General features: G+C 46.1%; 23 protein-coding genes. 9 read left to right on the top strand and 14 right to left on the bottom strand.

Translation table 11 applies throughout. The annotated features are described in order from the left end of the window. From BLP80_RS08900 to BLP80_RS08895, 3 genes are all read right to left on the bottom strand, one after another. Positions 1 to 439, bottom strand: a 439-nt coding sequence (locus tag BLP80_RS08900; protein ID WP_143002262.1) for an IS5 family transposase, incomplete at its 3' end; no start/stop codon positions are given. A 631-nt stretch (positions 440 to 1,070) separates the two neighbouring features. Beyond that, positions 1,071 to 1,334 (bottom strand): hypothetical protein, encoded by a 264-nt coding sequence (locus BLP80_RS15175; RefSeq protein ID WP_143002261.1) that lies wholly within the window; start codon positions 1,332 to 1,334, stop codon positions 1,071 to 1,073. A gap of 53 nt (positions 1,335 to 1,387) precedes the next feature. Next, entirely contained in the window at positions 1,388 to 2,215 is an 828-nt protein-coding gene (locus tag BLP80_RS08895) for an inositol monophosphatase family protein (protein WP_090542412.1), read from the bottom strand. 50 nt (positions 2,216 to 2,265) lie between these two features. Here BLP80_RS08895 and BLP80_RS08890 point away from each other — a divergent pair, with 50 nt between their 5' ends. Both BLP80_RS08890 and BLP80_RS08885 read left to right on the top strand, forming a co-directional pair. Continuing rightward, on the top strand, positions 2,266 to 3,030 hold the full coding sequence (locus BLP80_RS08890; RefSeq protein WP_090542418.1) for an RNA methyltransferase: 765 nt from the start codon (positions 2,266 to 2,268) through the stop codon (positions 3,028 to 3,030). 91 nt (positions 3,031 to 3,121) lie between these two features. Continuing rightward, positions 3,122 to 3,865, top strand: a complete 744-nt coding sequence (locus tag BLP80_RS08885) for a 4-aminobenzoate synthase (protein WP_090542410.1) — start codon at positions 3,122 to 3,124, stop codon at positions 3,863 to 3,865. A gap of 68 nt (positions 3,866 to 3,933) precedes the next feature. On the opposite strand, the gene BLP80_RS08880 is transcribed toward BLP80_RS08885, so the two are convergent. Next, positions 3,934 to 4,848 (bottom strand): LysR family transcriptional regulator, encoded by a 915-nt coding sequence (locus BLP80_RS08880; protein ID WP_090542406.1) that lies wholly within the window; start codon positions 4,846 to 4,848, stop codon positions 3,934 to 3,936. Between the two features lie 101 nt (positions 4,849 to 4,949). Here BLP80_RS08880 and metE point away from each other — a divergent pair, with 101 nt between their 5' ends. Beyond that, complete coding sequence (metE, locus tag BLP80_RS08875) at positions 4,950 to 7,223, top strand: 5-methyltetrahydropteroyltriglutamate--homocysteine S-methyltransferase (protein WP_090542416.1); 2,274 nt, start codon at positions 4,950 to 4,952, stop codon at positions 7,221 to 7,223. Between the two features lie 219 nt (positions 7,224 to 7,442). Next, positions 7,443 to 7,862 carry a YqaA family protein gene (locus tag BLP80_RS08870; protein ID WP_090542404.1) on the top strand — a complete coding sequence of 140 codons (420 nt, stop codon included), beginning with the start codon at positions 7,443 to 7,445 and terminating at the stop codon, positions 7,860 to 7,862. A gap of 45 nt (positions 7,863 to 7,907) precedes the next feature. On the opposite strand, the gene grxD is transcribed toward BLP80_RS08870, so the two are convergent. From grxD to BLP80_RS08845, 5 genes are all read right to left on the bottom strand, one after another. Beyond that, entirely contained in the window at positions 7,908 to 8,216 is a 309-nt protein-coding gene (gene grxD, locus BLP80_RS08865; RefSeq protein ID WP_090542402.1) for a Grx4 family monothiol glutaredoxin, read from the bottom strand. A 157-nt stretch (positions 8,217 to 8,373) separates the two neighbouring features. Beyond that, positions 8,374 to 9,270: a peptide chain release factor N(5)-glutamine methyltransferase gene (gene prmC / locus BLP80_RS08860; RefSeq protein WP_256325025.1), complete on the bottom strand. Its 897-nt coding sequence runs from the start codon at positions 9,268 to 9,270 to the stop codon at positions 8,374 to 8,376. Beyond that, positions 9,267 to 10,346: a peptide chain release factor 1 gene (gene prfA / locus BLP80_RS08855; RefSeq protein ID WP_090542398.1), complete on the bottom strand. Its 1,080-nt coding sequence runs from the start codon at positions 10,344 to 10,346 to the stop codon at positions 9,267 to 9,269. Before prfA ends, prmC begins: the two co-directional genes overlap by 4 nt. After that, positions 10,343 to 11,596, bottom strand: a complete 1,254-nt coding sequence (gene hemA / locus BLP80_RS08850) for a glutamyl-tRNA reductase (protein WP_090542396.1) — start codon at positions 11,594 to 11,596, stop codon at positions 10,343 to 10,345. Before hemA ends, prfA begins: the two co-directional genes overlap by 4 nt. A 126-nt stretch (positions 11,597 to 11,722) precedes the next feature. Further along, complete coding sequence (locus tag BLP80_RS08845; protein ID WP_090542394.1) at positions 11,723 to 12,214, bottom strand: CreA family protein; 492 nt, start codon at positions 12,212 to 12,214, stop codon at positions 11,723 to 11,725. 1,054 nt (positions 12,215 to 13,268) lie between these two features. On the opposite strand from BLP80_RS08845, the gene BLP80_RS08835 reads away from it, so the two are divergent. The 5 genes from BLP80_RS08835 (at position 13,269) to mgtE (ending at position 19,535) form a co-directional block, all read left to right on the top strand. Next, the gene (locus BLP80_RS08835; protein WP_090542390.1) at positions 13,269 to 15,119 is read left to right on the top strand and encodes a ribonuclease catalytic domain-containing protein; all 1,851 of its coding nucleotides are present in this window, start codon (positions 13,269 to 13,271) and stop codon (positions 15,117 to 15,119) included. Positions 15,120 to 15,182: 63 nt separating this feature from the next. Further along, positions 15,183 to 16,085, top strand: a complete 903-nt coding sequence (locus BLP80_RS08830) for an energy transducer TonB (RefSeq protein ID WP_256325024.1) — start codon at positions 15,183 to 15,185, stop codon at positions 16,083 to 16,085. 88 nt (positions 16,086 to 16,173) lie between these two features. After that, entirely contained in the window at positions 16,174 to 16,998 is an 825-nt protein-coding gene (aroE, locus tag BLP80_RS08825) for a shikimate dehydrogenase (protein WP_090542386.1), read from the top strand. 87 nt (positions 16,999 to 17,085) lie between these two features. Further along, positions 17,086 to 17,784, top strand: a complete 699-nt coding sequence (mtgA, locus tag BLP80_RS08820; RefSeq protein WP_090542384.1) for a monofunctional biosynthetic peptidoglycan transglycosylase — start codon at positions 17,086 to 17,088, stop codon at positions 17,782 to 17,784. Between the two features lie 308 nt (positions 17,785 to 18,092). Continuing rightward, positions 18,093 to 19,535, top strand: coding sequence for a magnesium transporter (gene mgtE, locus BLP80_RS08815; protein WP_090542383.1), 1,443 nt, complete (start codon positions 18,093 to 18,095; stop codon positions 19,533 to 19,535). A 42-nt stretch (positions 19,536 to 19,577) separates the two neighbouring features. On the opposite strand, the gene BLP80_RS08810 is transcribed toward mgtE, so the two are convergent. The 5 genes from BLP80_RS08810 to BLP80_RS08790 form a co-directional block, all read right to left on the bottom strand. Further along, complete coding sequence (locus BLP80_RS08810) at positions 19,578 to 20,693, bottom strand: nucleotidyltransferase domain-containing protein (protein ID WP_090542381.1); 1,116 nt, start codon at positions 20,691 to 20,693, stop codon at positions 19,578 to 19,580. Then, the gene (locus BLP80_RS08805) at positions 20,683 to 21,591 is read right to left on the bottom strand and encodes an HprK-related kinase A (protein WP_090542379.1); all 909 of its coding nucleotides are present in this window, start codon (positions 21,589 to 21,591) and stop codon (positions 20,683 to 20,685) included. The genes BLP80_RS08810 and BLP80_RS08805 overlap by 11 nt, the downstream gene beginning before the upstream one ends. Before the next feature lie 10 nt (positions 21,592 to 21,601). Next, positions 21,602 to 21,898, bottom strand: a complete 297-nt coding sequence (locus BLP80_RS08800; RefSeq protein WP_090542377.1) for an HPr-rel-A system PqqD family peptide chaperone — start codon at positions 21,896 to 21,898, stop codon at positions 21,602 to 21,604. Positions 21,899 to 21,945: 47 nt separating this feature from the next. Next, the gene (locus BLP80_RS08795) at positions 21,946 to 22,377 is read right to left on the bottom strand and encodes a hypothetical protein (protein ID WP_090542375.1); all 432 of its coding nucleotides are present in this window, start codon (positions 22,375 to 22,377) and stop codon (positions 21,946 to 21,948) included. Between the two features lie 398 nt (positions 22,378 to 22,775). Beyond that, the gene (locus tag BLP80_RS08790) at positions 22,776 to 25,952 is read right to left on the bottom strand and encodes an efflux RND transporter permease subunit (RefSeq protein WP_090542373.1); all 3,177 of its coding nucleotides are present in this window, start codon (positions 25,950 to 25,952) and stop codon (positions 22,776 to 22,778) included. Positions 25,953 to 25,980 lie beyond the last annotated feature (28 nt).

Here is a 25,980-nt window from a genome sequence, read left to right as displayed (position 1 = left end):
AGCAATCATTCACATCTCCACCGGTAATTTCAAATTCAACCGGCAAACCACAACCATCAACAGCAAGGTGGATCTTCGTAGTGTTGCCAGCACGGCTTTTTCCGATGGCCTGCGGCTTCTTGCCGGCAGCTCCCGCACTATGCTGATGCGCTTTAACGTAGCTGCCATCAATAAATTCCCATTCCCAATCCGGATCAATAATCAGCGCCTTGAAAACTCTGCTCCACTTGTTAGTGGATGACCAAGCATTGAATCTCTTATAGATGGAATTCCAGCATCCAAAAACCTCGGGTAAGTCCCGCCACGGACAACCAACCCGCATTCGGTATAGCACACCCTCCACCGTCATGCACAGATTGCGCTTGTTATAAATCGCTTCTTGAAGCAGAATCTTCTCCAGCTTCAGCCAGAACTCATCAGTGAGCATCAGTCGGGGCATCGTAAACTCGTTTTGTGGGGGGGTGTAAAAATCTCTCAATATTACGAGTTTACTTCGATTTATGAAATACTTACCTCAAAACGTCAACAGACCCTAGAAAAAGCCAGGAAAATTTAACGCACATGGGATAGCTATTGGCAGGCTTGCTCATTCATACCTCCTTATACTCAGCATAAGTTGTGAATTCGCGGTTTCGGGTTACCTATCCTCTCGTCCCAACTCTGTTAAAGTATATTCAGAAATATAGGCTATATCACCGCGCAAGCGGAACGGTATCCAGCTGATTGGATTAGATCAAATACTTTTGGTAAAAGTACCCGGAAAGGTCGAGAAGAGAATAAATGTGGGTAAAAGATATTTGCCACGATTGGGAGCAGAAAACACCTGGTCGATGATTTACTTATATGAATGTTGGATCAATCGACAGCGAGAATGGCCATTAGCGAGTCAGTACAACTGCTCAATAATTCAGAAGCACTATCGCGTGCTCGCAAGTTTGTTTAGAAAGATACCATGCTCTGGTATCAGCAATCGGTTTATTTACCACTATTTACCACTATTTAAGATCGCCAGTATTTGTGCGTCCTGTAGATACGGATACGAAAATAAAAGGGAGTAGCCTAACCTACAATTAATGATGATCTCTTTCAGCATATATTTCCGCTTCCACACTCTCCGAACAACGCCGCATCGTTGCCACAATCGGCCCGCTCATGGTCCATTGCGATGAACTGGAGAAATTGCGCGCCGAACCGAGCAGAAGCGACGGCTGTGCATATGTTGCACTCAGGTACTTGCTGGAGGCTGTTTCGTCATTCCCGCACAGGTGGGAATACCGCGCGATATCCCACTTTGCCGGCCAAGGAAGAGGTAATAAATTGGGTGCAGATATCACGTTCAGAGAGTTGCTTTTTATTCATTGTTCAACTGTCTTGCCTCCTTTCCCAGCTACGATGCAGACTGCTTATTGGCCGCGATGAGCTGTGGCGTTAAATGAGGGGCGATAATTTGCAGTAGCTGGACAAAGATCTTGGGATTGCCTGCGACAACCTGTCCGCTCTTCATGTAGTTTTCATTTCCCTCCAGATCGCTGACCATGCCCCCTGCCTCGAGAATCAGCAGACAGCCTGCGGCAATATCCCATGGAGACAAGCCGATTTCCCAGAAACCGTCGTAGCGCCCAGCTGCAACATACGCCAAATCCAATGCAGCAGAGCCAGGGCGGCGAATGCCAGCCGTTTTGGGGATGATATCCTTGAACATGCCGAGATAAGCTTCCAGAAAGGAAAGATCACGGAACGGAATACCGGTACCGATCAGTGAGTCCGCCAGTTGGGCGCGCTTACTGACGCGTATGCGTTGATCATTGAGATAGGCGCCACGTCCACGGCTCGCGGTGAACAATTCATTGCTGACTGGATCGTATACCACCGCCTGCGACAGAATGCCTCGATGTAATAACGCAATTGATACCGCATATTTAGGGAAACCATGCAGAAAATTGGTGGTACCATCCAGCGGATCGATAATCCACTGATAATCTGACTTTCTGGGGTCTCCGCGATTACCGCTTTCTTCTGCTAGAATCGAATGCGTAGGATAAGCATCCAGCAATACTTTGATGATGGCTTCTTCAGCCGCACCATCTACTTCACTGACAAAATCACTGTGCGATTTGCGCGAAACATTCAGAATGTCGAGGTTTCGTGAAGCTTGATTGATAATACTGCCTGCACGGCGCGCGGCTTTGACCGCGATGGTAAGCATTGGATGCATTTTATAAGACCAAGAAATATAAAGAATTAATTGAAAAGCGTAATTTTAATATGAATCGCCTCTGCCCGCTCGATAATGTCCGGATTGTGTTAAGCCATACCAGCCACCCCGGCAATATTGGGGCGGCCGCAAGAGCGATGAAAACGATGGGATTAGGCGCACTGTACCTGGTCAATCCCAAATCCTTTCCGGACAATGAAGCGAATGTCCGTGCCAGCAATGCGCGGGACATCCTCGAACGAACGCATGTGTTAGGCAGCCTTGAAGAAGCGCTGCATGATACTGTGCTGGCCGTAGCAATGACCGCCCGTCCGCGTGATCTATCCAGCCGGACTCTTGACGCCAGGCTGGCTGCGAAGGAACTGCTTGGGCATGCAGCACAATCTCCGGTTGCATTGGTTTTTGGCAGGGAAAGCTCCGGGCTGACTACAACTGAAATCAGCAAGTGTCAGCTCACGGTGCATATTCCGACTAACCCTGATTATTCTTCTCTCAATCTGGCTGCTGCGGTGCAAATCATGGCCTATGAACTGCGCATGGCGTCTACCGAAACAATTACTAAGCAATCATTCGCTCAACCTCCCGTGCAGTCAACGCTACAGACAACCAGACAGCTCGCCAGCTTCCACGAGATCGAGTTGTTTTATCGCCATCTGGAACAAGCCATGATCGATAGTAAATTTCTCGATCCCAAGCAACCTAAACGACTCATGCAGCGAATACGTCGTATGTTCGCACGCGCTCAATTGGAAAAAGAAGAAGTGAACATCTTGCGCGGTATACTCAGCGCCTTGGAGAAGCCTCGCTCAAGGTAAGTTTTTTCGTTTGGATTGACTTAACCAGGTTATTTAGCGATGATTGCTGTTGATGCTTCTTCACTTACCTCTGTTTAAAAAAGGAATGATCATGACAACTAATACAATTTTCAAGCATAAAGTTAATACCATTATCAGTAACAAACATTTATTGAAACATCCTTTTTACATTGCCTGGACCGAAGGCAAACTGACCAAAGAACAATTACGGCATTATGCAGAACAATATTTTTATAATGTGCTGGCTGAGCCTACCTATTTGAGCGCCGTGCATTTCAACACACCGCACATTCATGCCGAAACCAATAGCGGTGATATCAGTGTGCGCCAGGAAATACTCAAAAACCTGATCGACGAAGAACATGGTGATGGTAATCACCCGGCTTTATGGAAAGCGTTCGCATTTGCCCTGGGCGCGGACGATAAAAGCCTGGCCAATGCAGCCGCACTGCCTGAGACAGAAAATCTGGTGTCGACCTTCCGTGACATTTGCTTGAATCAGCCTTTCTATGCAGGTCTCGCAGCACTGCACGCATTTGAGTCGCAAGTTCCCGATATCGCTGCAGTAAAAATTGATGGACTGGCTCGGTTCTACGGTATGGACAATCCGGAGGATTATGAATTCTTTTCGGTTCACCAGAAAGCAGATATTTATCATTCACAAGCCGAATGGGCGATTATCGAGCGATTTGCTGATACCCCCGCAAAGCAGGCTGAAGTGCTCGCTGCTACCCAGCGTGCATGCGATGCGCTATGGAAGTTCCTGGATGGTATTCATGAAACCTATTGCGCCAATCTGAGCTGCGATAAAGAAACTGCTGTCACTCTGCATTAATTAAACACACTGGGTGGATAACATCCTGTTATCCACCCAGTGTTCTCAAAATCCCATTTCTGCCGCCTTCATTCCAATGGAATGATCCCTTCTAAAGTCGCAAAGCATTGATTCCGGCTGGTGGTTAAAAAATCCTGGAAATACGGAAGGGAAGCGATTTCTTTGCGCGCCGTCACGAATAAGTCGCTCCATAGCCCGTTAACACCGATGCGTCTGGCGATAATATAATCATGGTCGACATAGCTCTTGATCCCCCAATTGGGTAATGCCGCGATACCGCGGCGGCTGGCTACCAACTGCAAGATAGCCACAGTCAACTCCGCTGTCCGCCGTTGCCATGGTATACCGGCGGGCATCAGCACCTTGCTGATCAGATCGATACGTTCTTCCGGTACTGGGTAGGTAATGAGGGTTATATTGGTAAAATCCACCACATCCAGAACGCGTTTTTTTCCTAGCTCATGACCTGGCGCAAGTACTGCCAGAATCTCGAAGCGAAACAATGGATGATGAACGAGACCTCGCTGAAGTTTATTTTCTGAGCCAATGACAATATCCGCCTCTCCCTGTTTGAGCAGCTTGATAGGGTCAGCGTGAAATCCGGACACCAGATCCAACTCTACCTCCGGCCAATGCTCGCGAAATGTGTCCATGATCGGCATCAACCAGTCAAAACAGGTATGACATTCCAGCGCGATGCGTAAATTCCCTGTGGTTCGCTGCGAAAGCCTAGCGAGATCCCGCTCTGCCGCCTGCACCTCCATGATAACTTTTTCTGCTAACCGAACAAGGCGCTTCCCTGCATCAGTCAATTGGATGGCATGTCCCTGTCGCTGAATCAGCGGCAACTGATAATAATCCTGTAATGCCTTGATTTGATGAGAAAGTGCCGATTGAGTGAGATGTACGCGCTTAGCAGCGAGTGATACGCTGCCGGTTTCCCGCAGCGCTGTCAAAGTACGAAGATGGCGTAATTCAAGCATATATGAATATTATTCATTTTTATAATAGAAATTTTCATTTGATTCATAGTTTAGCATGCCACACAATCATTATTCTCTTCAATTCAATAGAAAAAATAATCATGGCTTTGACACATAATCTGGGATTCCCACGGATAGGCGCACACCGGGAATTGAAACGCGCTCTTGAAGCATACTGGCGCCAGGATATCGATGCCGGGCAATTACAAAAGCAAGCGCAGGCGATACGCGAAAGAAACTGGCTGGTACAAAAGGAAAAGGGTATCGATCTGATTCCTGTAGGTGATTTTGCACTCTATGATCATATGCTCAATATGACCGCATTGCTTGGAGCAGTGCCGGAGCGTTTCAATTCAAGTCAACATGAAACGCCGCTCGACGTGTATTTCGCCATGGCGCGCGGCGCATCTCATCAGTCAGCGATGGAAATGACCAAGTGGTTTAATACCAACTATCACTATATCGTTCCAGAATTTAACAGGCACACTCAATTTCATATTGCCTCGGAACAACTGTTTAATGAAATCACTGAGGCCAAAACCCTGGGGATTTCTCCCAAAGTGGTATTGATCGGACCACTAACCTATTTATTTCTGGGCAAGGAGACAGAACCAGATTTTAACCGCCTGGATTTGCTACCCCGCCTGCTGCCAGCTTATCGCGATATTTTGACTAGAATTGCCTCGTCAGGCGTACAGTGGGTCCAGATGGATGAGCCATTTTTGACATTTGATCTGGAGGAAATCTGGTTAACAAAACTGAATGAAGCCTATACAGCGCTGCAAGGAAGCGGCACACAATTGCTGTTGACGACTTATTTTGGCGCGGTTGATAACCATGCGGAAAAACTCAAAGCCTTACCAGTGGATGGCTTACATATCGATTTATGCCGCGCGCCGCATCAGCTTACTACATTTCTTAGCGATTACCCCACCAATAAAATCCTGTCACTCGGAATAATCGATGGACGCAATGTATGGCGTGCCGATCTATCCCAAGCGCTGGCAACCTTGTCGCAGACGCAATCGATTTTAGGTGAGCGATTATGGATTGCACCCAGTTGCTCGCTATTGCATTCTCCAGTGGATCTCGATCTGGAGACCCGACTGGATGGTGAAATCAAGAACTGGCTCGCTTTCTCGGTGCAAAAACTCGGTGAAATCGCGATTCTCGGTCATGGCCTGAATAAGGGAGAAGCATCGATCGGATCATTCCTAGAAGCCTCCTCTCAGGCAAAACAAGCAAGACAGCAATCTAACCGGATACATAATCCAGTCGTACAAGAACGACTGAAAAAGCTGACATCTCATGACTGCCAGCGTCACCATCCCTTTGCCCAACGGCAGTCGCTACAACGCCAGCATTTTCAGTTACCGTTGCTGCCCACAACCACTATTGGCTCGTTTCCTCAGACAGCTGAGATTCGTAAGGCGCGCGCAGCTTTCAAGAAAGGTGAGTTTACTCATGTCGAATACCTTGAGGTTATGCGCACTAAAATCCAGGATGTCATCAAGAAACAGGAAGAAATAGGGCTTGATGTGCTCGTGCACGGCGAAGCCGAACGCAACGATATGGTTGAATATTTTGGAGAACAGTTGTGGGGATATGCTTTTACTGAAAATGGCTGGGTACAAAGCTACGGCTCCCGTTGTGTCAAACCCCCTATTCTCTATGGCGATATTTACCGTCCGGAAGCCATGACGGTCAACTGGATCAGCTATGCCCAGAGTCTAACCAGCAAGCCGGTCAAAGGAATGCTGACTGGCCCGGTGACCATGCTGATGTGGTCGTTCGTACGCGACGATCAGCCCTATTCAGAAACTGCATTGCAGCTTGCACTGGCCATTCGCGATGAAGTAAAAGATTTGGAACAGGCAGGAATTGGCATGATTCAGATCGATGAACCTGCCTTTCGCGAGGGACTCCCTCTGAAAAAAGCTGACTGGTCTGAATATCTGCAGTGGGCAGTCAAAGCGTTTCGTGCCGCGAGTTCAAACGTAAAGGATGAAACACAGATTCATACTCATATGTGCTATTCGGAATTCAACGATATTTTGCCAGCCATCTCGGAAATGGATGCAGACGTGATTACCATTGAGACGTCACGTTCACGCATGGAATTGCTGGATGCCTTCGTACAATTTGCTTATCCCAATGAAATCGGCCCAGGTGTGTATGACATTCATTCCCCACGCATCCCGGATACTGGCGAAATGCTGGCATTACTGGAAAAAGCGCTGCGACACATCGGACCCCAGCAATTATGGGTCAATCCAGACTGCGGACTGAAAACGCGAGGCTGGCCGGAAACTCAAGCTGCACTGGAGAAAATGATCAATGCTGCACGCATCCTGCGCGATAGGCTCGCTGTTTGATGCCACCAGCGGGAGAGCCCGTACCAAATCATTTTCACTCGCCCGATTGATGTATCGGAAAAGTTTGAACTATTTGTTTACTTTAGGCATTATAATTTCCATTGATTAGATCAACGCTCAGAAGCGTGCAGATCAATCTATAAATTACTCTGTTTTGCTCCCTGGCAAATCCGGGAGCAAACCTCATCAGCAAATCATCGCTCAATTTTCAGCATTATCATGGATGAACAATCAAGTCTGCTGGCGCTGTTTACCAGCAGTTTTCTGGCTGCCACGCTTCTTCCAGGTGGCTCAGAGGCCGTATTAGTGGGCGTGCTCATGGCTTACCCTGAACTTTATGAATCAGCCTTGGGAATCGCAACACTCGGCAATACGCTGGGTGGAATGAGTTCCTATGTGATAGGCCGTTTATTGCCGGATGAGAAAGCCATGCTCAGCAAAATCGGCAGTAAAACGCGTGGAGTGGAGTGGACACGCCGTCATGGCGCACCGATACTCTTTTTTTCTTGGTTACCTCTAATCGGCGATGTATTGTGTGTTGCTGCAGGCTGGCTACGTATCCACTGGCTTTGGGCTGTTATATTTATCGCTGCAGGAAAGTTTGCACGCTACTGGGTGATTGCGACTGCAATCAGTTAACCCCACTCCCAATCTCTGAGGGTTAACTGGTTATTACCTAATTCTTTATTTCTCAAGTAATTTCTGCAGTTCTCCACTTTGATACATCTCGGTCATGATATCTGAGCCACCGACAAATTCACCGTTAATATAAAGCTGAGGAATGGTTGGCCAGTTAGAATACTCTTTAATTCCCTGGCGAATTTCCGAATCAGCCAGCACATCAACCGAAAGAAAGCTTTGAACACCACATGCGTTAAGTATCTTAACGGCATTCGCAGAAAACCCACACAGTGGTTGCTCAGCGGTGCCTTTCATATATAACACTACCGAATTGGAATTAACTTGCTGCTCAATCAACTCATTCACGTTCACGTCTTGATATCCTCCTTAATTAATGATCTTTAAAGCTGGTTTTATTATTGGATGGTCACGTAACCTTATGGTTCTATTTCTTTTCAGGAATCATTGCGATATCTCTTGATCGATCCAGAGAGATGCAGAAGAAATACCCTTTCCCATATTCTAGCAGTTAGCTTGTCGCTAGCGTACGATCATATTGTTGCCCACCGCTCACGCGAGGTATCCCCGCCAAATCCGGGCAAGAGAATATGTTAATGAAATTGGATTCTGCCAGAAATTGCCGGCAAATAACGGCCTGATCATAACCATGCTCCAGCAGCAGTTCGCCGCCTGCGGCCAGAAAATCAGGCGCATTGGCAATGATCTGGCGAATACAAGCGATACCCTCATCCACTGCTGTCAGCGCCAGACGGGGCTCAAAACGAAGATCACCCTGATCCAGATGCGGATCTCCCTCAGCAACATAAGGTGGATTCGAAACGATCAGATCAAATCGCTCCTGATCAAGCCCAGCAAACCAGTTTCCCGCCAGTAGCTGCACATTATCCACGTCCAGTTTTTCTGCATTTAACTGAGCAACTGATAATGCATCACACGACAAATCGACTGCAGTAACCTGTGCAAGCGGTCGATGCTTGGCAATAGTAAGCGCGATTGCACCACTCCCGGTACCTAGATCAAGAATATGACACGCTTGATTAACTGGAATACGTGATAAGGCAAGTTCTACCAATAACTCTGTTTCCGGACGTGGAATCAGTACGGCCGGCGTGACTTTAAAAGTCAAATCATAGAATTCACGTTCACCGACAAGATAAGCAACCGGCTCACCTGCAATTCGCCTTGTGATCAGCGATTGGAAAGAGTCAACTTGCTCGGGACTCAGTACATAGTTTGAGTAAGCAGCAAGAAAAACCGTGTTTACCTTTAGCACATATTGAAGCAGTAAGCGTGCCTCCATGCCATCTATATGACGGCGCGCGTCTTGCAGCGCCTGTGTAATGGTAACCTGGAGATTTGCACAACGACTGTCAGACAGGGACCGACACCCCCTTCTATTCATCATCTTTCCATCATGGATGCCAGCTGCTCTGCCTGGTGTTCAGCCATCAATGCTGAGCATAGCTCATCGATATCTCCATCCATGATTTGATCCATCTTGTAAAGTGTGAGATTAATCCGATGATCTGTTACCCGTCCTTGCGGAAAATTATAGGTGCGAATCCGCTCAGAGCGCTCTCCACTCCCCACCAGTGATTTACGTGTTGCCGCCTGCTCTGCCTGCTGCTCACGCATTTGCTTATCCAGAATTCGAGCAGCTAGCACACTCATCGCCTGCGCTTTGTTTTTGTGTTGAGAGCGCCCTTCCTGACATTCGACGACGATACCTGTCGGTAAATGAGTGATACGCACGGCTGAATCAGTTTTATTGATATGCTGACCGCCTGCACCAGATGCCCGGAAGGTATCAATCCTTAAATCAGATGGATTCAGCTCAACTCCAGTAATTTCATCCACCTCTGGAATAACCGCTACCGTACAGGTAGAAGTGTGTACTCTGCCCTGCGTTTCTGTCGCGGGCACACGCTGCACCCGATGGGCACCTGATTCAAACTTGAGCCGGGAGTAAGCGCCATAACCGATAATCCTGGCGATAATCTCCTTGTATCCACCCACATCGGAAGGATTTTGCGAAATGATCTCGACTTGCCAGCGCTGACGCTCAGCAAAGCGTGCATACATACGAAACAGATTTCCCGCAAACAGCGCAGATTCATCTCCACCTGTGCCCGCACGAATTTCCAGAAAAATATTGCGCTCATCACTGGGATCTTTGGGTAATAACTGCTTAAGCAGCTCAGTTTCGATTTTCTGGAGTTTTTCTTTCCCAGCTACCATCTCAGCATCAGCAAAATCACGCATCTGAGGATCAGCACCCATCTCTCTAGCGGTTTGAATATCCAGCTCGGTTTGCTGATGAGCCTGATATAGCTCAACCACTGGAACAATCTCCGCTCGCTCGCGCGTGAGTTTTCGATAATTATCCAAATCGGCTGTAATCTTCTCACTGCTTAATAGCTGGTTCAATTCTTCCAGCCGTACACTCAGACGAGTGAGCCGGTCTGCAATACTCTTATTCATTGTGGGTAATGTAGTTGATATAACCGATTGATCAGCTCAACCAGCTTATCTCGCTCATCATCGGCGGCATGATTCAGCATGCTGGAAGGAAGGTGTAAAAATTTATTGGTCAACCCATTACTGAGCGATTCGAGTATCTTCTCCGGATCCTCGCCTTTTGCCAACAGCTTCTGAGCGCGTGTAAGCTCGTGCCTGCGAAACCGCTCGGCCTGATCGCGTAAGGCTCTGATGGTCGGAACCAATTCACGCGTTGCCAGCCAACGCATAAAATCGATCACATTGGACTCAATAATGGTTTCAGCTTGCGCCACTGCACTGAGACGTGAATCTAGCCCCTCTTTGACAATATCAGCCAGATCGTCCACGTAATAAAGAAAAACATCATCCAGTTCTGCAACTTCCAGCTCGACATCCCGAGGCACGGCCAGATCAACAATAAAAATGGGTCGGTGTTTGCGAATCTTGATTGCGCGCTCCATCATTCCCTTACCCAGGATCGGCAGCGGGCTCGCGGTGCAGGTAACCACAATATCGTGTAATGCTAGTTGCTCTGGTAATTCGCTGAGCGGAATTGGCCGCGCGTTGAAGCGCCGCGATAATACTTCGGCCCGTTCAGCAGTGCGATTAGCCACCGTAATCCGTTTAGGACGCCTAGCAGCAAAATGGCTAGCACAAAGCTCGATCATCTCACCCGCACCAATAAACAGGACATTCTGCTCACTGATATCGCCAAAGATGCGCTCTGCTAAACGAGCAGCGGCAGCAGCCATTGATACGGAACAGGCGCCGATCTCAGTAGATGTCCGTACTTCCTTAGCTACAAAAAAAGTACGTTGAAACAACTTATGCAGCAACAAACCCAGCGTTCCAGCGCTCTCCGCTGATTTGATTGCATTTTTCATCTGACCGAGTATCTGGGGCTCACCCAGCACCATGGAATCCAATCCACTGGCAACCCGGAAAGCATGTTTGACTGCCTGCTCTCGTGGCAGTCGATACAGATAAGGATCTAATTCGCGTACGGTTAAATGATGAAAATCCGTAAGCCAGTGAACAGCTGCGTCGGGCTTATCGGTACTACAGTAAATTTCGGTACGATTACAGGTTGAAACAATGGCCGCTTCTTTAACTGCATGATGCCCCACCAAATCATGCAAGGCATGTTCCATTGAATCTTCTGGAAATGTAACCTGCTCACGTATATCTAACGGTGCTGTATTATGATTGATACCAAAAGCAAATAGCTGCATGAAAGGTGATCTTTAAATGGCTACAAATCGAAAAAGTGTAATTATAGCGAAAGTTTAAGCACCATCAATGAAACGAATACACTTTACACTCCTCCTTACTACTCTCATAAGCTTTGAATGATTAGACTAACGCCATGCCATAATTGGGATGGTGGAGATGCTATTTTTAGGAGAACCCTCAATGATTCTATCGCTATAGGTCAAGTAAATTAGCACATTACGTTTGGGGTCGTAAAAACGCACTACCTGCAATGTTTTAAATAGCAGCGAAGTGCTTTTTTTAAATACTTCCTTACCATCTTTCTGACCATTTTTCACATTCTCTGGCAGCTCGATCGGACCTATCTGACGACAAGCTATTGAAGCATCAGCAGTGTCCTCAGCTACTCCCACCGTACCACTAATGCCACCTGTTTTTGCCCGGCTGAGATAGCAAGTAGCCCCCGCAATCTCTGGATCATCAAACGCCTCAATGACAATTTTATCATTAGCGCCCAGTATCTTGAATTTGGTGGATACACTGCCAATCTGCTCAGCCGCTAAAGGTGAAGCAACCAACAATATTAAGGTAAATATAGAAAATCTGATTTGCTTTGCAATATTTAAGAGATCAATCATGGCACGGCTCCTCTCTTTCATCATGTTTCAATCAATACCCAACTCATCTTCTGATCACGCTTTAACCATTAGATGGCATAAAGCAATAAATGTTTAGCTACACCTATTGACACTTGCACAAGGCCACACCACCAACTTAACCCGAATATTTCATAAATTCGCGTGATGATCACGCAGGATTTTGATTAATAGGGAAGTTTTGAGAAGGAGGAGTGTAGTAATTCATACACCCGACTGAGCAAAATCTTTCTTATTAATCAAAAGACAAGTGAGGGCACGTGTCAATTTGTGAAATATTCGGGTTAAAGCACCACTACGCTTGCCTCTGTGTCAATCTGCAAGTTGAGAAATAGGTATCTTATAAATGGACAGGATTTTTAACGTGCATCTCCTAACGATAAAAGTGTTTTATGATGTAAATTGGATTAATTATCCCAACATTATGCAAACCATGACTTCTTTATTACGCTTTGAAAAAGCGGTTAAGCTTACCCTAACTCACCAATGAACCAAGCAATCTGAATTAAGCAGTTCATTATAAAAATAGCACAAAAAAATAGCCTGAATCTAAACTTTATAGCAAAGTATTTGTCTTCATGGAGCAATAATAAAAAACGGTATCTATCGATGCCTGTGTACTTTCATGCTGCAAGCAGAAAAACCAAGTATTAAAGGAGGTTAAAAAATGAGCAAAAAAAATATCATTCAACGCACCTCAAGCGCCGAATCTGAGCATATCATACTAAAAGGCGAGGGTTGAGTACCATGCAGCACAGTAAAATAGCTGCGCCGCTAATTATTCGCACCTTTTTAAATATCTCAATCTTTATACTTGCCTTACTGCATTTAGTCTTTTTGCTGTTTTGTATTGCTATCACATCGCGTATCAACCAAACAAGCTGTTCAAGCTTGCAAAAAATTACACTTAATAATCATATTGTTGAATATAATAACATTCAGTATTAACTTAACCCGATTAATGAATGAAATTCTGGCGATCTTTGCTTCAAGGATTCTTGTCAAATCCCTCTATTTCGTCTGAAAGGATCATTCCGTGAACGTTTTTTACGAAGAATCTGGTATTTTCAAGGTCGGCGCCGTTCTTGCTGACAATATGACTTCTTTACAGGTAGAAGCATCGCACGGCAAGCGTTCTAAAATCAAAGCTTCATCGGTATTATTACGATTTGAGGCGCCACCTTTATACGAATTTATGTATCAGGCGCAGCAGGTTGCTGCTGACCTGGATCCTGATTTCCTCTGGGAATGTTGTGCGAATAGCGAAGAGTTTTCGAGCCATACTTTAGCCACCGATTACTTCGGGTACTCACCTAGCCCAGTAGAAGTAGCTGCAATCATGATTCTTCTGAATAGCGCTCCTATCTATTTTTACAGAAAAGGACAAGGACGTTATAAAGCCGCTCCGCCGGAAGCTTTACGGGCGGCACTTGCCAGTCAAGAAAAGAAGCGGCTGGAAGCAGAACAGCAAGCCCGTTATAAGCAACAGCTGAGTACCTTCACGCTTCCTGAGGAATTCAGGTCAAAATTGGATGACCTACTTTATAAACCCAATAAAAATACTATTGAATGGAAAGCACTTGAGTCTGTCTGTACTGCAACCAAGCTCAGCGTTCCCAAATTATTAGAAAAATGTGGCGCCATATCCTCTACACACGATTATCACTTTAATCAATTTCTTCGAGAGCATTTTCCTGAGGGAACCGCTTTCAATTTATCCGAAATAGATTGTGTTTTCAATGATCTTGAAAAGTTGCCCATAGCAAACGTGGCCGCTTTCAGTATTGACGATACGACCACTACTGAAATTGACGATGCTTTTTCAGTCACACCGCTCCCTCTGGGAAGCTTCCGCATTGGTATCCATATAGCTGCACCGGCTTTAGGGATTACTCGTGGCTCGCTTTTGGATAAAGCTGCTGCGAAACGCCTTTCGACTGTCTATCTGCCTGGCCAGAAGATTACTATGCTTCCTGAGAAAACGATTGATCTCTGCACTCTCAGCGAAACACGATTATGTCCAGCACTCTCGCTCTATTTGGATGTAGCGGACGATTTTACTGTCATCTCCACTCAAAGCCGGATAGAAAAAATCAAGGTCATCGCCAATCTGCGTCACGATACGTTGGAACAACAGTTTAATGAGGACACGCTGAGAAAAAATCTTGCGAGTTACCCTTTTGCTCATGAATTAAGTTTACTCTGGCATTTTTCCCGCAAGATGGAAATACTGCGTGGCAAGGAAAATGACCTCAATAATGAAAAAATTGATTATAGTTTCTTTGTTGAACAGGATCGCATTACCATTCAGGAACGTCGACGTGGCTCACCAATTGACAGAGTCGTATCTGAATTAATGATTTATGCGAATACTGAATGGGGCAAGCAACTTGCTGATGCTGGGATTGCCGGTATTTACCGCAGCCAAAATGGAGGAAAAGTAAGAATGAGCCTTTCCCCAGCGCCTCATCAGGGTCTGGGTGTCGCACAGTATGCGTGGAGCAGTTCACCGATGCGCCGGTACGTGGACTTAATCAACCAGCGGCAGCTCATCGCATTACTGACGGATGCAGCCCCGCCCTATTCTAAAGAGAACGATGAATTGCTGGTATCAATACGGGATTTTGAAGAAGTTTATAGTGTATATAGCGATTTCCAACGCGCCATGGAACGTTACTGGTGTTTGCGTTGGTTACTACAGGAAAATATTAAAATCACTGGTGCACAGGTAATCAAGGAAAACTTGGTAAAGCTCGATCGCATTCCTTTGATCGTACGAGTATCTCCATTGCCCGATCTCTTACCGGGCACACTTGTCAAGTTAGAAATATCCCAAATTGATTTAATTGAATGTACCTTGCATGCACGATTTCTACATAAGGAATAAGCTCGAGAATATACTTCTCGTTTTTAAGCTGATTAAGTTTACCTATCCGTTACTCGTTTCAAAATGCTAGATTACAGCCTTTCGATGCCTCATCCTTGGTCATTTTATCAACCCAAACGCTTCTATATCGCAATACTGATTTCGCTGCTTCTACATGGAATTATCGTATTAGGAGTCACTTTTAAGGCGCCAGCACCTGCTTCCAATAATGTCGCAAAATCGCTAGAAGTTATTCTGGTCAACAGTAAATCAGAGCAAAAACCCAATGAGACGAATATATTGGCACAAGCCAATTTGGAAGGAGGCGGTAATGTTGACGATGATCGGCGTGCTAAATCACCTTTTCCAGTATTGCCAAAAACCAAACCATTAGTTAATCTTGCCCAAGCAACCCAAAAAACAAAACAGCTGGAAAATGAAGTCAAGAAACTCATGACTGCCGCTGAAAGCAAACCTCGCGTCAGCCAGAACGATCCCCAGCCAGAGCAATCTCAAAACAAGCCGGCACCCACATTTGATAGCACAGACCTGCTACAGCGTAGCCTTGAAATCGCTCGCCTAGAGTCTCAAATTGCTAAAGAATACGAAGAATATCAGAAGCGACCTAAACGCAGGTTTATCGGTGCACGTACGAAAGAATATCGTTTTGCTCGCTATGTGGAAGACTGGCGGCTCAAGATCGAGCGCATCGGCAATCTGAATTATCCGGAGGCTGCTAGAAAGCAGAAGCTTTATGGTAATCTGCAACTGACGGTGGGTATTCGATCAGATGGCAGTCTTGAGTCGATTGGCATTGACCGCTCATCCGGAACAAAGATTCTTGATGATGCGGCTATCCACATTGTCAGGCTGGCGGCACAAAACGGTTTTGCGCCCTTCCCACCGGACATAAGTCGTGACACGGATATCTTGCACATTACCCGTACCTGGGTATTTGCACGCTCAGATAAATTGCTCAGCGAATAATCTGCAAAATAAAGCCCCGCAATCTCAGTCCACTTGATATCTATACAAAACTTCATTCATCACTCCATTTTACAAACAATCTTACGTTATGCCTGACTTTTACGCTGTGATTGGCAACCCCATACACCATAGCAAATCACCGATCATCCACAAGGAATTTGCACGACAAACTCATCAGAATATGCAGTACGAGGCTATTCTAGCGCCTTTGGATGGCTTCGAAACGGCAGTTAAGCGATTTCAGCAACGGGGAGGCAAGGGTATGAATGTCACCCTTCCATTCAAGCTGGAAGCTTATGTGATATCAACTCGCTTAACAGATCGGGCAAATGCTGCGCAAGCAGTCAATACACTTAAATTTGATGAAAATCATGGCATTCTTGGCGATAACACTGACGGAGCCGGCTTGATTCGGGATATCGAGGTGAACCAGAGTGTTGTTATTGCTGACAAAAGCGTTCTATTAATGGGCGCAGGCGGGGCTGCACGTGGCGTTATTTTGCCCCTGCTGGAGCAGAGACCACGCATACTTGCTATCGCCAATCGTACTAAAGAGAAAGCACAAGTGCTGCAGGAACAATTCTCTTCTCATGGCAATATCTTAACTGGTCATTATCAGGACTTCTCTGGAGAACGTTTCGACATTATCATCAATGCGACATCAGCAAGTCTCCATGATGAATTACCTCCCTTACCGACAGGTATCTTCGCAGAAAAATCAACTGCCTATGACATAATGTATGGCAAAGAACTCACGCCATTCTTGAGATTCGCCAAGCAGCAAGGCGTAAGTAATCTGGTTGATGGCATTGGCATGTTGGTTGAACAAGCGGCAGAATCTTTTTTCTTGTGGCGCGGAGTAAGACCTGAAACAAGAAAAGTGATTGAAATGTTAAGAAAGAAAGGACAGTAAACTAGAAAGCACCAAAGCCGCGCATTGTACAAGGATGTTGATCATTCAATTTGAATTCCTCAAATGGTCTAATCTCACAAGAGATATATGGCAAAACTTTTCAACCGCTGGCGATGGCGGCTCTTGTTGTTATCTTTCAGCGTTGCCCTGCTCTACCTGGTATGGATACTTCTCCACATTGTTTACTGGAATACTTATAACCCACACACGAGTGCGTTCATCCAGAGTCGGCTGGAAATCTTAAAGCAACATTATCCTGGCGCTACAGTACGCCATCAATGGGTGGCTTATGAACATATTTCTCCCTACCTAAAACGAGCAATCATCGCTTCAGAAGACAGCCAGTTCATGAAGCATAACGGTTTCGATTTTCAAGCGATTCAACATGCGCTTGAGAAAAATATCAAACAAGGTGAATGGGTAGTCGGTGGCTCAACTATCAGTCAACAGCTTGCAAAAAATTTGTTCCTGTCAGAGCAAAAAACAGTTTGGCGCAAGCTTGAGGAAATGATCATCACCATCATGCTCGAGCAGATGATGTCCAAACGCCGAATACTGGAAATTTATCTCAACATGATCGAATGGGGTCATGATGTATTTGGCGCAGAAGCAGCGGCTCTTCATTACTTCGGCGTATCGGCCTCAGCCTTGTCTGCCGGGCAGGCAGCGTTTCTTGCCTCAATGATCCCTAACCCGCGCTATTATGATCGACACCGTAAGACACAGAAGTTGCTGAAGAAAAGTAATATCATACTCAACCGCATGCCTTTAACCCAGATCCCATGAGATAGATCTTATCCAGCAATCGATTTCCTGGAAGTTTATCGGACTTGGCACGTAGCAACCTCGCCACTGTCAACGCTCTTCTATTCACGTTCTTCTATTTCTGCTAGTTGGCTTAAGAGGCCGGACTGGGTTAACATCCCTCCCTTTTCTTTTACTTTTGGTTCATGAGCAACAAATCTGTAAAAACAGGCACTCATTCCTGTGATATAACAAAAAAAACAATATTTGAATCACTCTGTCTGGCGGTTGACTGGAGTTGATTTCCTGTTTGTTTATTATGACAACTTTTTTCTACTGGATGATCTGCCATGAGTGAAGATAATAATCACCATGAAAATGAAGACTTGCAAAGTAAACTGGAACAAATAATTTATTTGCTCCGCAAGTACAGGCTGGTGGAAGGGTTGGTGCGCCTACAAGATTCGCCACGGCAAGAACTGGTCGAATCCGTTATCCAGAAACAAAATCTGGCGAGCATTCAGAATATGCTCGAGAAGCTTCACCCGGCGGATATTGCACATATTCTGGAAACACTACCACTGGAAGATCGCCTCTTCATATGGGGTCTGGTCAAGGCAGAAAATGATGGGGAGGTGCTGCTCGAAGTATCTGATGCTGTGCGCGAAACGCTCATTGCTGATATGGGCAGCAGCGAATTGGTGGCAGCAGCTGAACAGCTTGATGCGGATGAAATTGCCGATCTTGCACCGGATTTACCCAGCGAAGTTATCGAGGACGTATTCCGCGCACTGCCTCTGGCAGAGCGAGAGCAGCTGCGCGCTGCCATGTCCTACCCGGAAGACTCTGTAGGGGCACTCATGGATTTCGACGTCATTACGATACGCGAAGATGTCAGACTTGAGGTGGTATTGCGTTATTTACGGCGCTTAGGTGAATTACCAGACCATACTGATCAGCTGTTTGTCGTTGATCGTAATGAATATCTTAAGGGCGTGTTGCTGCTGAATCAGCTATTAGTCACCGATCCCGAGGTCATGGTCAGCGATGCGATGACCAAAGAAATTGCTAAATTTCACCCTCATGACAAAGCACAACAAGCAACCCAGGCTTTTGAACGCTACGATCTTGTTTCCGCCTCAGTGGTTGATGTAGATGGCAAGTTATTAGGGCGAATAACCGTTAACTCAGTCATAGATTTCATCCGGGAAAAAGCCGAAAGTGAAGCGCTCAGCCAGGCTGGTCTGAGCGAAGAAGAGGACTTGTTTGCGCCGATCTGGAAAAGTGTCAAGAACCGCTGGGTGTGGCTTGCCATCAATTTGGTAACAGCTTTTATTGCGTCACGCGTCATTGGCCTGTTTGAGGATTCCATCGAAAAACTGGTTGCACTCGCTGCGCTCATGCCGATCGTAGCAGGGGTGGGTGGAAATTCTGGCAATCAAACGATTACCATGATCGTTCGCGCTATTGCACTGGGCCAGGTCAGCGCTGACAGCACAGTTAAACTCATTGGCAAAGAGATTGGTGTCGGTCTGGTAAATGGCTTAGTATGGGGAAGCATCGTTGGATTATTTACGTATATCATTTATCAGAATATTCCGCTTGGCCTGGTCATGGCTTTCGCTATGGTTCTGAACCTTCTACTAGCTGCATTAGTCGGTGTGCTCATTCCATTGACTCGTAAAAAATTGGGTCGCGATCCAGCCATTGGATCCAGTGTTATGATCACCGCTGTAACAGATAGTGGAGGTTTTTTTATTTTTCTAGGACTTGCCACACTCTTTTTGTTATGAGCGAATGCCATTATTGCTCAATCCGATTCCAAGCTAACATAGCTATCTTCCTAATTCTTTAGCAACCGTTTTTCCTGGAACCACCATCAAATAACATTTATAAGCAAGATGAGGTAATAGCAGATGAAGGGGCATTCTTATCCAATGACTGCGAAGATACAGGAGAAAACGCGCTAATCTGGCATATTTCGATGGTTTATCTGGATGCAGCGGGAACAGAGCGGGGGGAACCAGAAAATGCATGATCGATCGCGAAAAGATAGATGGTTTCTCATTTAATTCATTTTCCACGTTTCCAGGCACAGGTGTCTGAAAAACCAGACGAGAAAATTGGATGCCATAAAAAAGTGGCTTTCCTAAACAAAGCTGATTGGCACGTTCAATCAATTTTCTCCAAAACCCTGGATCCTCATTACCGAAAACTGCCAGTGAACCATGGAGATCTAGCAAATCACGCAGATCGTCAGCCAGCTCATTATTCTGAAATAGATTAACTGCGCAGTGAAGCACCATGTCGACAGGACAAAGAATCTTATAATTTGTATGACTGGGTGTCATAGCATCATCAAACAAGTGGCAGGTATCAATTTTCACTCTACTCGTAACAGGCGCAATAGTATGGTGAATATCAATTTCCGTTTCTCGCTCCCTATGGATGAGCGCAGGAATTTCATGACTCCATGCCCGGTAGTAGCGCTCATCATAAGCAGAAATATCCCGATGCCTCCACCCTTTTTTCAATAGCAAGGCCTCGACCTGATCCAGGCTCTCTTTCGGCACCATAATATCCAGATCCACAAAATACCGCCCCTCTGCTGAGGGTAGCTTAGCCAGCGCATAAGCAGCGCCTTTCAGAACAATCATCGGGACTGGAGTGTCTTTTAATGCCGAAGCGATTCTATTTAATTCCCAATGAGCGAGTTGCTGAAGTTTTTTAGCTCGAATCAATCCAGACCGTAATTGATTGGCTGCACGAACAGGAATTTTATCCAGGAGATCTCTTCTCTCAAGCTCAGCCGCCAGAAAACCAAGCAGTTTCACTCTTCTTACCAACCGCAATAACAATTCCCAATCTGGTATTTTATACTCGACTACAGAGGCAGGGTTGTTCAGCGCATTAAGTAGTAATCTGTGATGGTCAGGCAAGTTACGTGTCATCAGTCAGCTCATTCAAGGCGGCGATCACACGATCAAAATCAGAATAGACGAGTTTGTAACAACGACAAGTTCTCACCAGCTGTGTAACCGCTTTAAAACTTGTCTCACCGAGCATCCCATAATTAAATGAATTGCTGGCCAGCAATAAGAATGCTTCGGATTGAGGTAATGGCTCAAGTTTTAGGGGGGCATTTGCAACCCATTTGGGAAAAACGATCCATTTGGCTTTTGCGGTCTCGCCTGCTCGCTGAATACTTTCCTTAGGTGGTCGAACATGTGCAACCGTGCCTTTCTGGGTATTGAATATTTCATCTCCCAGCACTGCTTCAGGCAAATAATTTCTGATCACACCAATAGATTGATTCTTAAGTGGCATTAATCTTGGTACAGGAAGAAAATCACCCAATTGGGGATCCATCAATCCAAATTCATCTGAGAACAAGCGATATCCGCGATGTACCAGTGCTGTACACAAGGTAGTCTTACCACTACCGGGCCAGGCTGGCAGTAACATTGCACCATCATTTCTCTCTACCACAGCAGAATGAAACAATAATAAATGATTAGTTCGGACAGCCACCGCCAGATTAATCCCCCATTCCAAAACTGCTAATGCTTGATCTGATGGAAAAGAAGGAAAGGGAGATTGCCCATCGATCAAAAAGCGAACAAATGAAGCAAACGGTCGCCTAACGGAGTGTTTCGGCAGAACTTGCACATGAAATTCGGCAATTTCATCTTCAACTAACTCATAGTTAGCATAAAGAGGGTAAAGCTGACTTGCTAGTTGTAGCAGCTTGGTGCGTATTTGAACATTGAAAGGCCCCAACTTAACTCTAAGCCCCTGCTCAGAAAGCAGAGAAACAAATCTCTCAACGGGAACCTGTTCAACGATCACATGAATGATCCTATTTTACTTGTTCTATTAAACCCAGCTCATCAAAACGATGAAGAGTTTTACTCACCTGATCAGAAAAAGTCGTATCAGACTGCAATTGAAACTGGTTCATCAAGTTTTGACAAATCTCATCTACGGAAATAGCAGACAAAGGACGACTATGGAGATCCACAAGAATCTGAAATCCCATCTGATTCAAGAAATGAGTTTTCCCAGATTCAGGATGAAAAACAGTATACTCACCATTCCATTCTTCTATATGTAAAGATGAAAAATTAACCGACCGCCAAGATGTTTTGGAGGACACGCTCTTATTCGAAAACTACTTAATCAATATAATATATATAAAAGCTCTTACAATATACTAGAATCTGGCAAGACTCCTTTACCACTCAGAGAGGCATAGGCAGTAGCTGAAATCAAGATTCCTCCTTCCCTTTGACATGCGCTAGCTTGCAGATCAGCACTATCCGCACTATCAACCGTCACCGATGGGAGGGTACCTAGATCAACGGGTCTTTCATTTACAACATCCACACTCCCATCAGGACCGGGATGGACACACAGTAAATCCCCGTTCGTATTCTTCGCTGCAACATCCAAATTCTCAATCGGAGTGACTAGATTACTCGTGCGCGCTACTTGAGCCGCAACACTGCTACTCAGCGTCATGATAATTGGAATAGCAACGGTATTTTTGAGCAGCCGCCTACGATCATGCTCCGGTGAAACGGTTGATGAATCCTTGATCGAATCCGATTGCTTCTGAAATTTATCTTTTGACATTTCTAATACTCCTTCACGATGAGCAGGGATCTATTGTTATCCCAGCTTCCTGATCGTTACCAACGATGCCTGCTTATGCAGTATATCACCAGCCCATTTTATTCGGGTACTTCCACTTAACAAGAAATAATTATGATCGCACCCTTTCTCTCAATTTATATGAAGCAAGATACATACCATCACTGCGCATTATGCAACTAAACAAATAAAAACAATAGTATGCAACTTCATAGTTTTTCCCAAATACAGTTGCAAATATTGCATCTGTAAAAAAAATCGACAAGACCTCCTTGCACTATAAAACAATAAAACAAAACGCTATAAAACCCTTGTCCCCAGCAAAACATCGTTGCTCATAACGTTATCCCATCGCTACCATAGGATCATGCCAATTAGAATTAATCATAGTGGCGCTCAGACCGAATCCCTGCTTGCCGGTAAATCCATTGATAGAGCACCGGCAAGACCAGTAACGTCAGCGCCGTGGAAGACAAGATACCCCCAATCACCACGGTGGCCAATGGTCGCTGCACTTCTGCACCCGTACCCGTAGCCAGCGCCATCGGAACAAAACCAATTGCAGCCACCAGCGCTGTCATCAACACAGGGCGCAGCCGGGTAAGTGCGCCTTGCTGAACCGCATCATCCAAGGCCAGCCCCTGTTCTCGCAAATTACGAATAAAGGCCAGCATCACCAGACCATTCAATACAGCCACACCAGAAAGTGCAATAAAACCTACTCCTGCAGAAATGGACAAGGGAATATCACGTAACCATAGCGCCATCACACCACCCGTCAGCGCAAATGGGACGCCTGTAAACATTAACAGTCCATCACGGAAATTGCCAAACATTGTATATAACAGAATCAGGATCAGCCCAAGTGCGACTGGAATCACGATCTGAAGTCGTTGCGCAGCGGAAATCATTTGTTCAAACTGCCCCCCCCATGTCACCCAGTATCCGGTGGGGATTCGTATTTTTTCAGCAATCAGTGCTTCAGCTTCACTGACGAAAGAACCCAGGTCTCGGCCGCGCACATTTGCGGTCACGACCACCCTCCGCTTGCCATTTTCACGACTGACCTGATTGGGGCCCTGGACAATTTGAAAGTTAGCCACTTCACCCAGCGTCACATATGCCGGTGTAACAGCCGCTTGAGACATATTTCCAATCCCTGCTATGTTTAAAGCCGGCACACCAATTGGCAGGCGCTTGAGTGTTTCAATATCACCCCGTAAATGTTCAGGCAACCGCACTTGCAGATCAAAACGGCGATCACCCTCAAAAATAAGCCCAGCGCTTCGCCCGCCCATCGCAATCGCAACGACATCCTGCACATCGGTCACATTCAATCCAAACCGCGCCATCTTTGCCCGATCCATTTGGATGGAAAGTACAGGCAGGCCGGTGACTTGCTCAACCCTGACATCTGATGCGCCTGAAACAGTGCTCAGCAGCTTTTCAATCTGCTCACCTACTTCAAACAACGTATCCATATCGTCGCCAAACACTTTTACTGCAACATCTGCACGTACGCCCGATATCAGCTCGTTAAAACGCATTTGTATGGGTTGGGTAAATTCATAATTGTTACCGGGTACTTTCAGCACCATCTCTTCCATTGCGGCAATTAATTCTGCTTTAGTACGATAAGATCCGGTCCATTCTGATTGCGGCTTAAGCATGATGAAGATATCTGCCACGCTGGGCGGCATGGGATCAGTGGCAATTTCAGCAGTTCCAATCTTGGAAAATACCCCATCTACTTCAGGAAATGACTTGATGGTTTCCTCTAGCTCGTTCTGCATTTCAACCGCCGTCGTCAGACTGGTACCAGGGATACGGAGGGCATGCAGCGCAATATCCCCTTCGTTCAGACTCGGAACAAATTCACTTCCTATGCGGGTTGTCAGCAAGCCTGAAAGCACCACAATGACCACAGCGATAGTGACCGTAAGTCCATGATTACGCATCGCTGCGATCAGCATAGGCTTATAAATACGCTTTGCCCAGGTTACGACCAGACTCTCTTTTTCTGTGACTTTTCCGGAAAGAAAAAGCGCTACGGCCGCCGGAACAAAAGTAATGGAAAGAATCATTGCCCCAACTAGCGCTGTCACAACTGTAGAAGCCATGGGATGGAACATTTTACCTTCCACACCTGTTAACGCAAAAATAGGAAGATAAACGATGATGATGATCAATTCACCATAAATCAGTACCCGGCGCGCTTCTTTGGTGGCATCGAATACCAACTCAAGGCGCTCGGAAAGCGTTAACGTCCGCCCCAATCTTCCTTGCTCATGTGCTAAGCGACGAATACTATTCTCGACAATAACAATTGCCCCATCCACGATAATACCAAAATCGAGCGCGCCCAGACTCATCAGGTTAGCGCTGACATGATTAGCCACCATTCCACTAAACGTAAACAGCATTGATAACGGAATAACCAACGCAGCAATCAATGCAGCGCGCAGATTCCCCAAGAACAGAAGCAGCACCACGATGATCAGCGCTGCGCCTTCCAATAGATTAGTGGCCACGGTATGGATGGTTTTGTCCACCAGTGTCGTACGGTCATAAACTGGTTTAGCCACGATGCCTTCAGGCAAGCTGCGATTGATTTCAGCCAGCTTCTTGGCAGCTGCCTGAGAAACGATCCGGCTATTCTCCCCGATCAGCATATGCACCGTACCTAACACGACTTCTTGACCGTTTTGGGTGGCAGCCCCTGTGCGCAATTCCTTACCGATCAAAATATCCGCCACATCTTTAACGCGTATCGGGATACCCTGCCGAGAGCCAAGTGTGATATTGCCAATTTCATCAAGGTTGGTAACCTGACCAGGCAGGCGAACCAAATACTGTTCACCGCTTTTTTCGATATATCCAGCGCCGACATTGAGATTGTTACGCTCCAAAGCGGTTACCACATCCTGAATCGTCAAACCGTAAGCAATCAGTTTTTCTGGATAAGGTGTAACATGAAACTGTTTGACGAATCCCCCTATTGAATTCACTTCAGTCACACCTTGAACCATGCGTAGCTGAGGTCGAATAATCCAATCCTGAATTTCCCGCAGATCAGTGGCTGTATAAGCGGTACCATCGGGTTTGCGGGCGCCTTTCTCAGTCCCGACCGTCCACATGAAAATCTCTCCCAATCCCGTGGAAATTGGCCCCATCGTAGGTTCGATTCCGACAGGCAGCCTGCCTTTAGCTTCCTGGATACGCTGACTGACCAACTGGCGCGCGAAATAGATATCCGTTCCATCCTCGAATATCACCGTTACCTGAGACAAGCCATAGCGAGAAAGAGAGCGGGTATAATCAAGATTAGGCAGGCCCGCCATGATGGTCTCAACCGGAAAAGTAATGCGCTGCTCCACTTCGACTGGCGAATAGCCCGCCGCTACCGTATTAATCTGTACCTGAACATTAGTAATATCTGGCACGGCATCAATGGGCAGCTTTTGGTAACTATAAATACCAACCACAGCCATCATCAGCACTGCTGCGAGTATCAGTCCGCGATGATGAATGGATAGATGTAAAATTCGTTCAAGCATGATGACTGACTCCGCTGAGGTGACTGGA

The organism is Nitrosomonas sp. Nm132, assembly GCF_900100485.1.
GTDB lineage: Bacteria > Pseudomonadota > Gammaproteobacteria > Burkholderiales > Nitrosomonadaceae > Nitrosomonas.
Note: the sequence above shows the minus strand (reverse complement) of the source record. Positions and strands in the feature narration are given on the sequence as shown.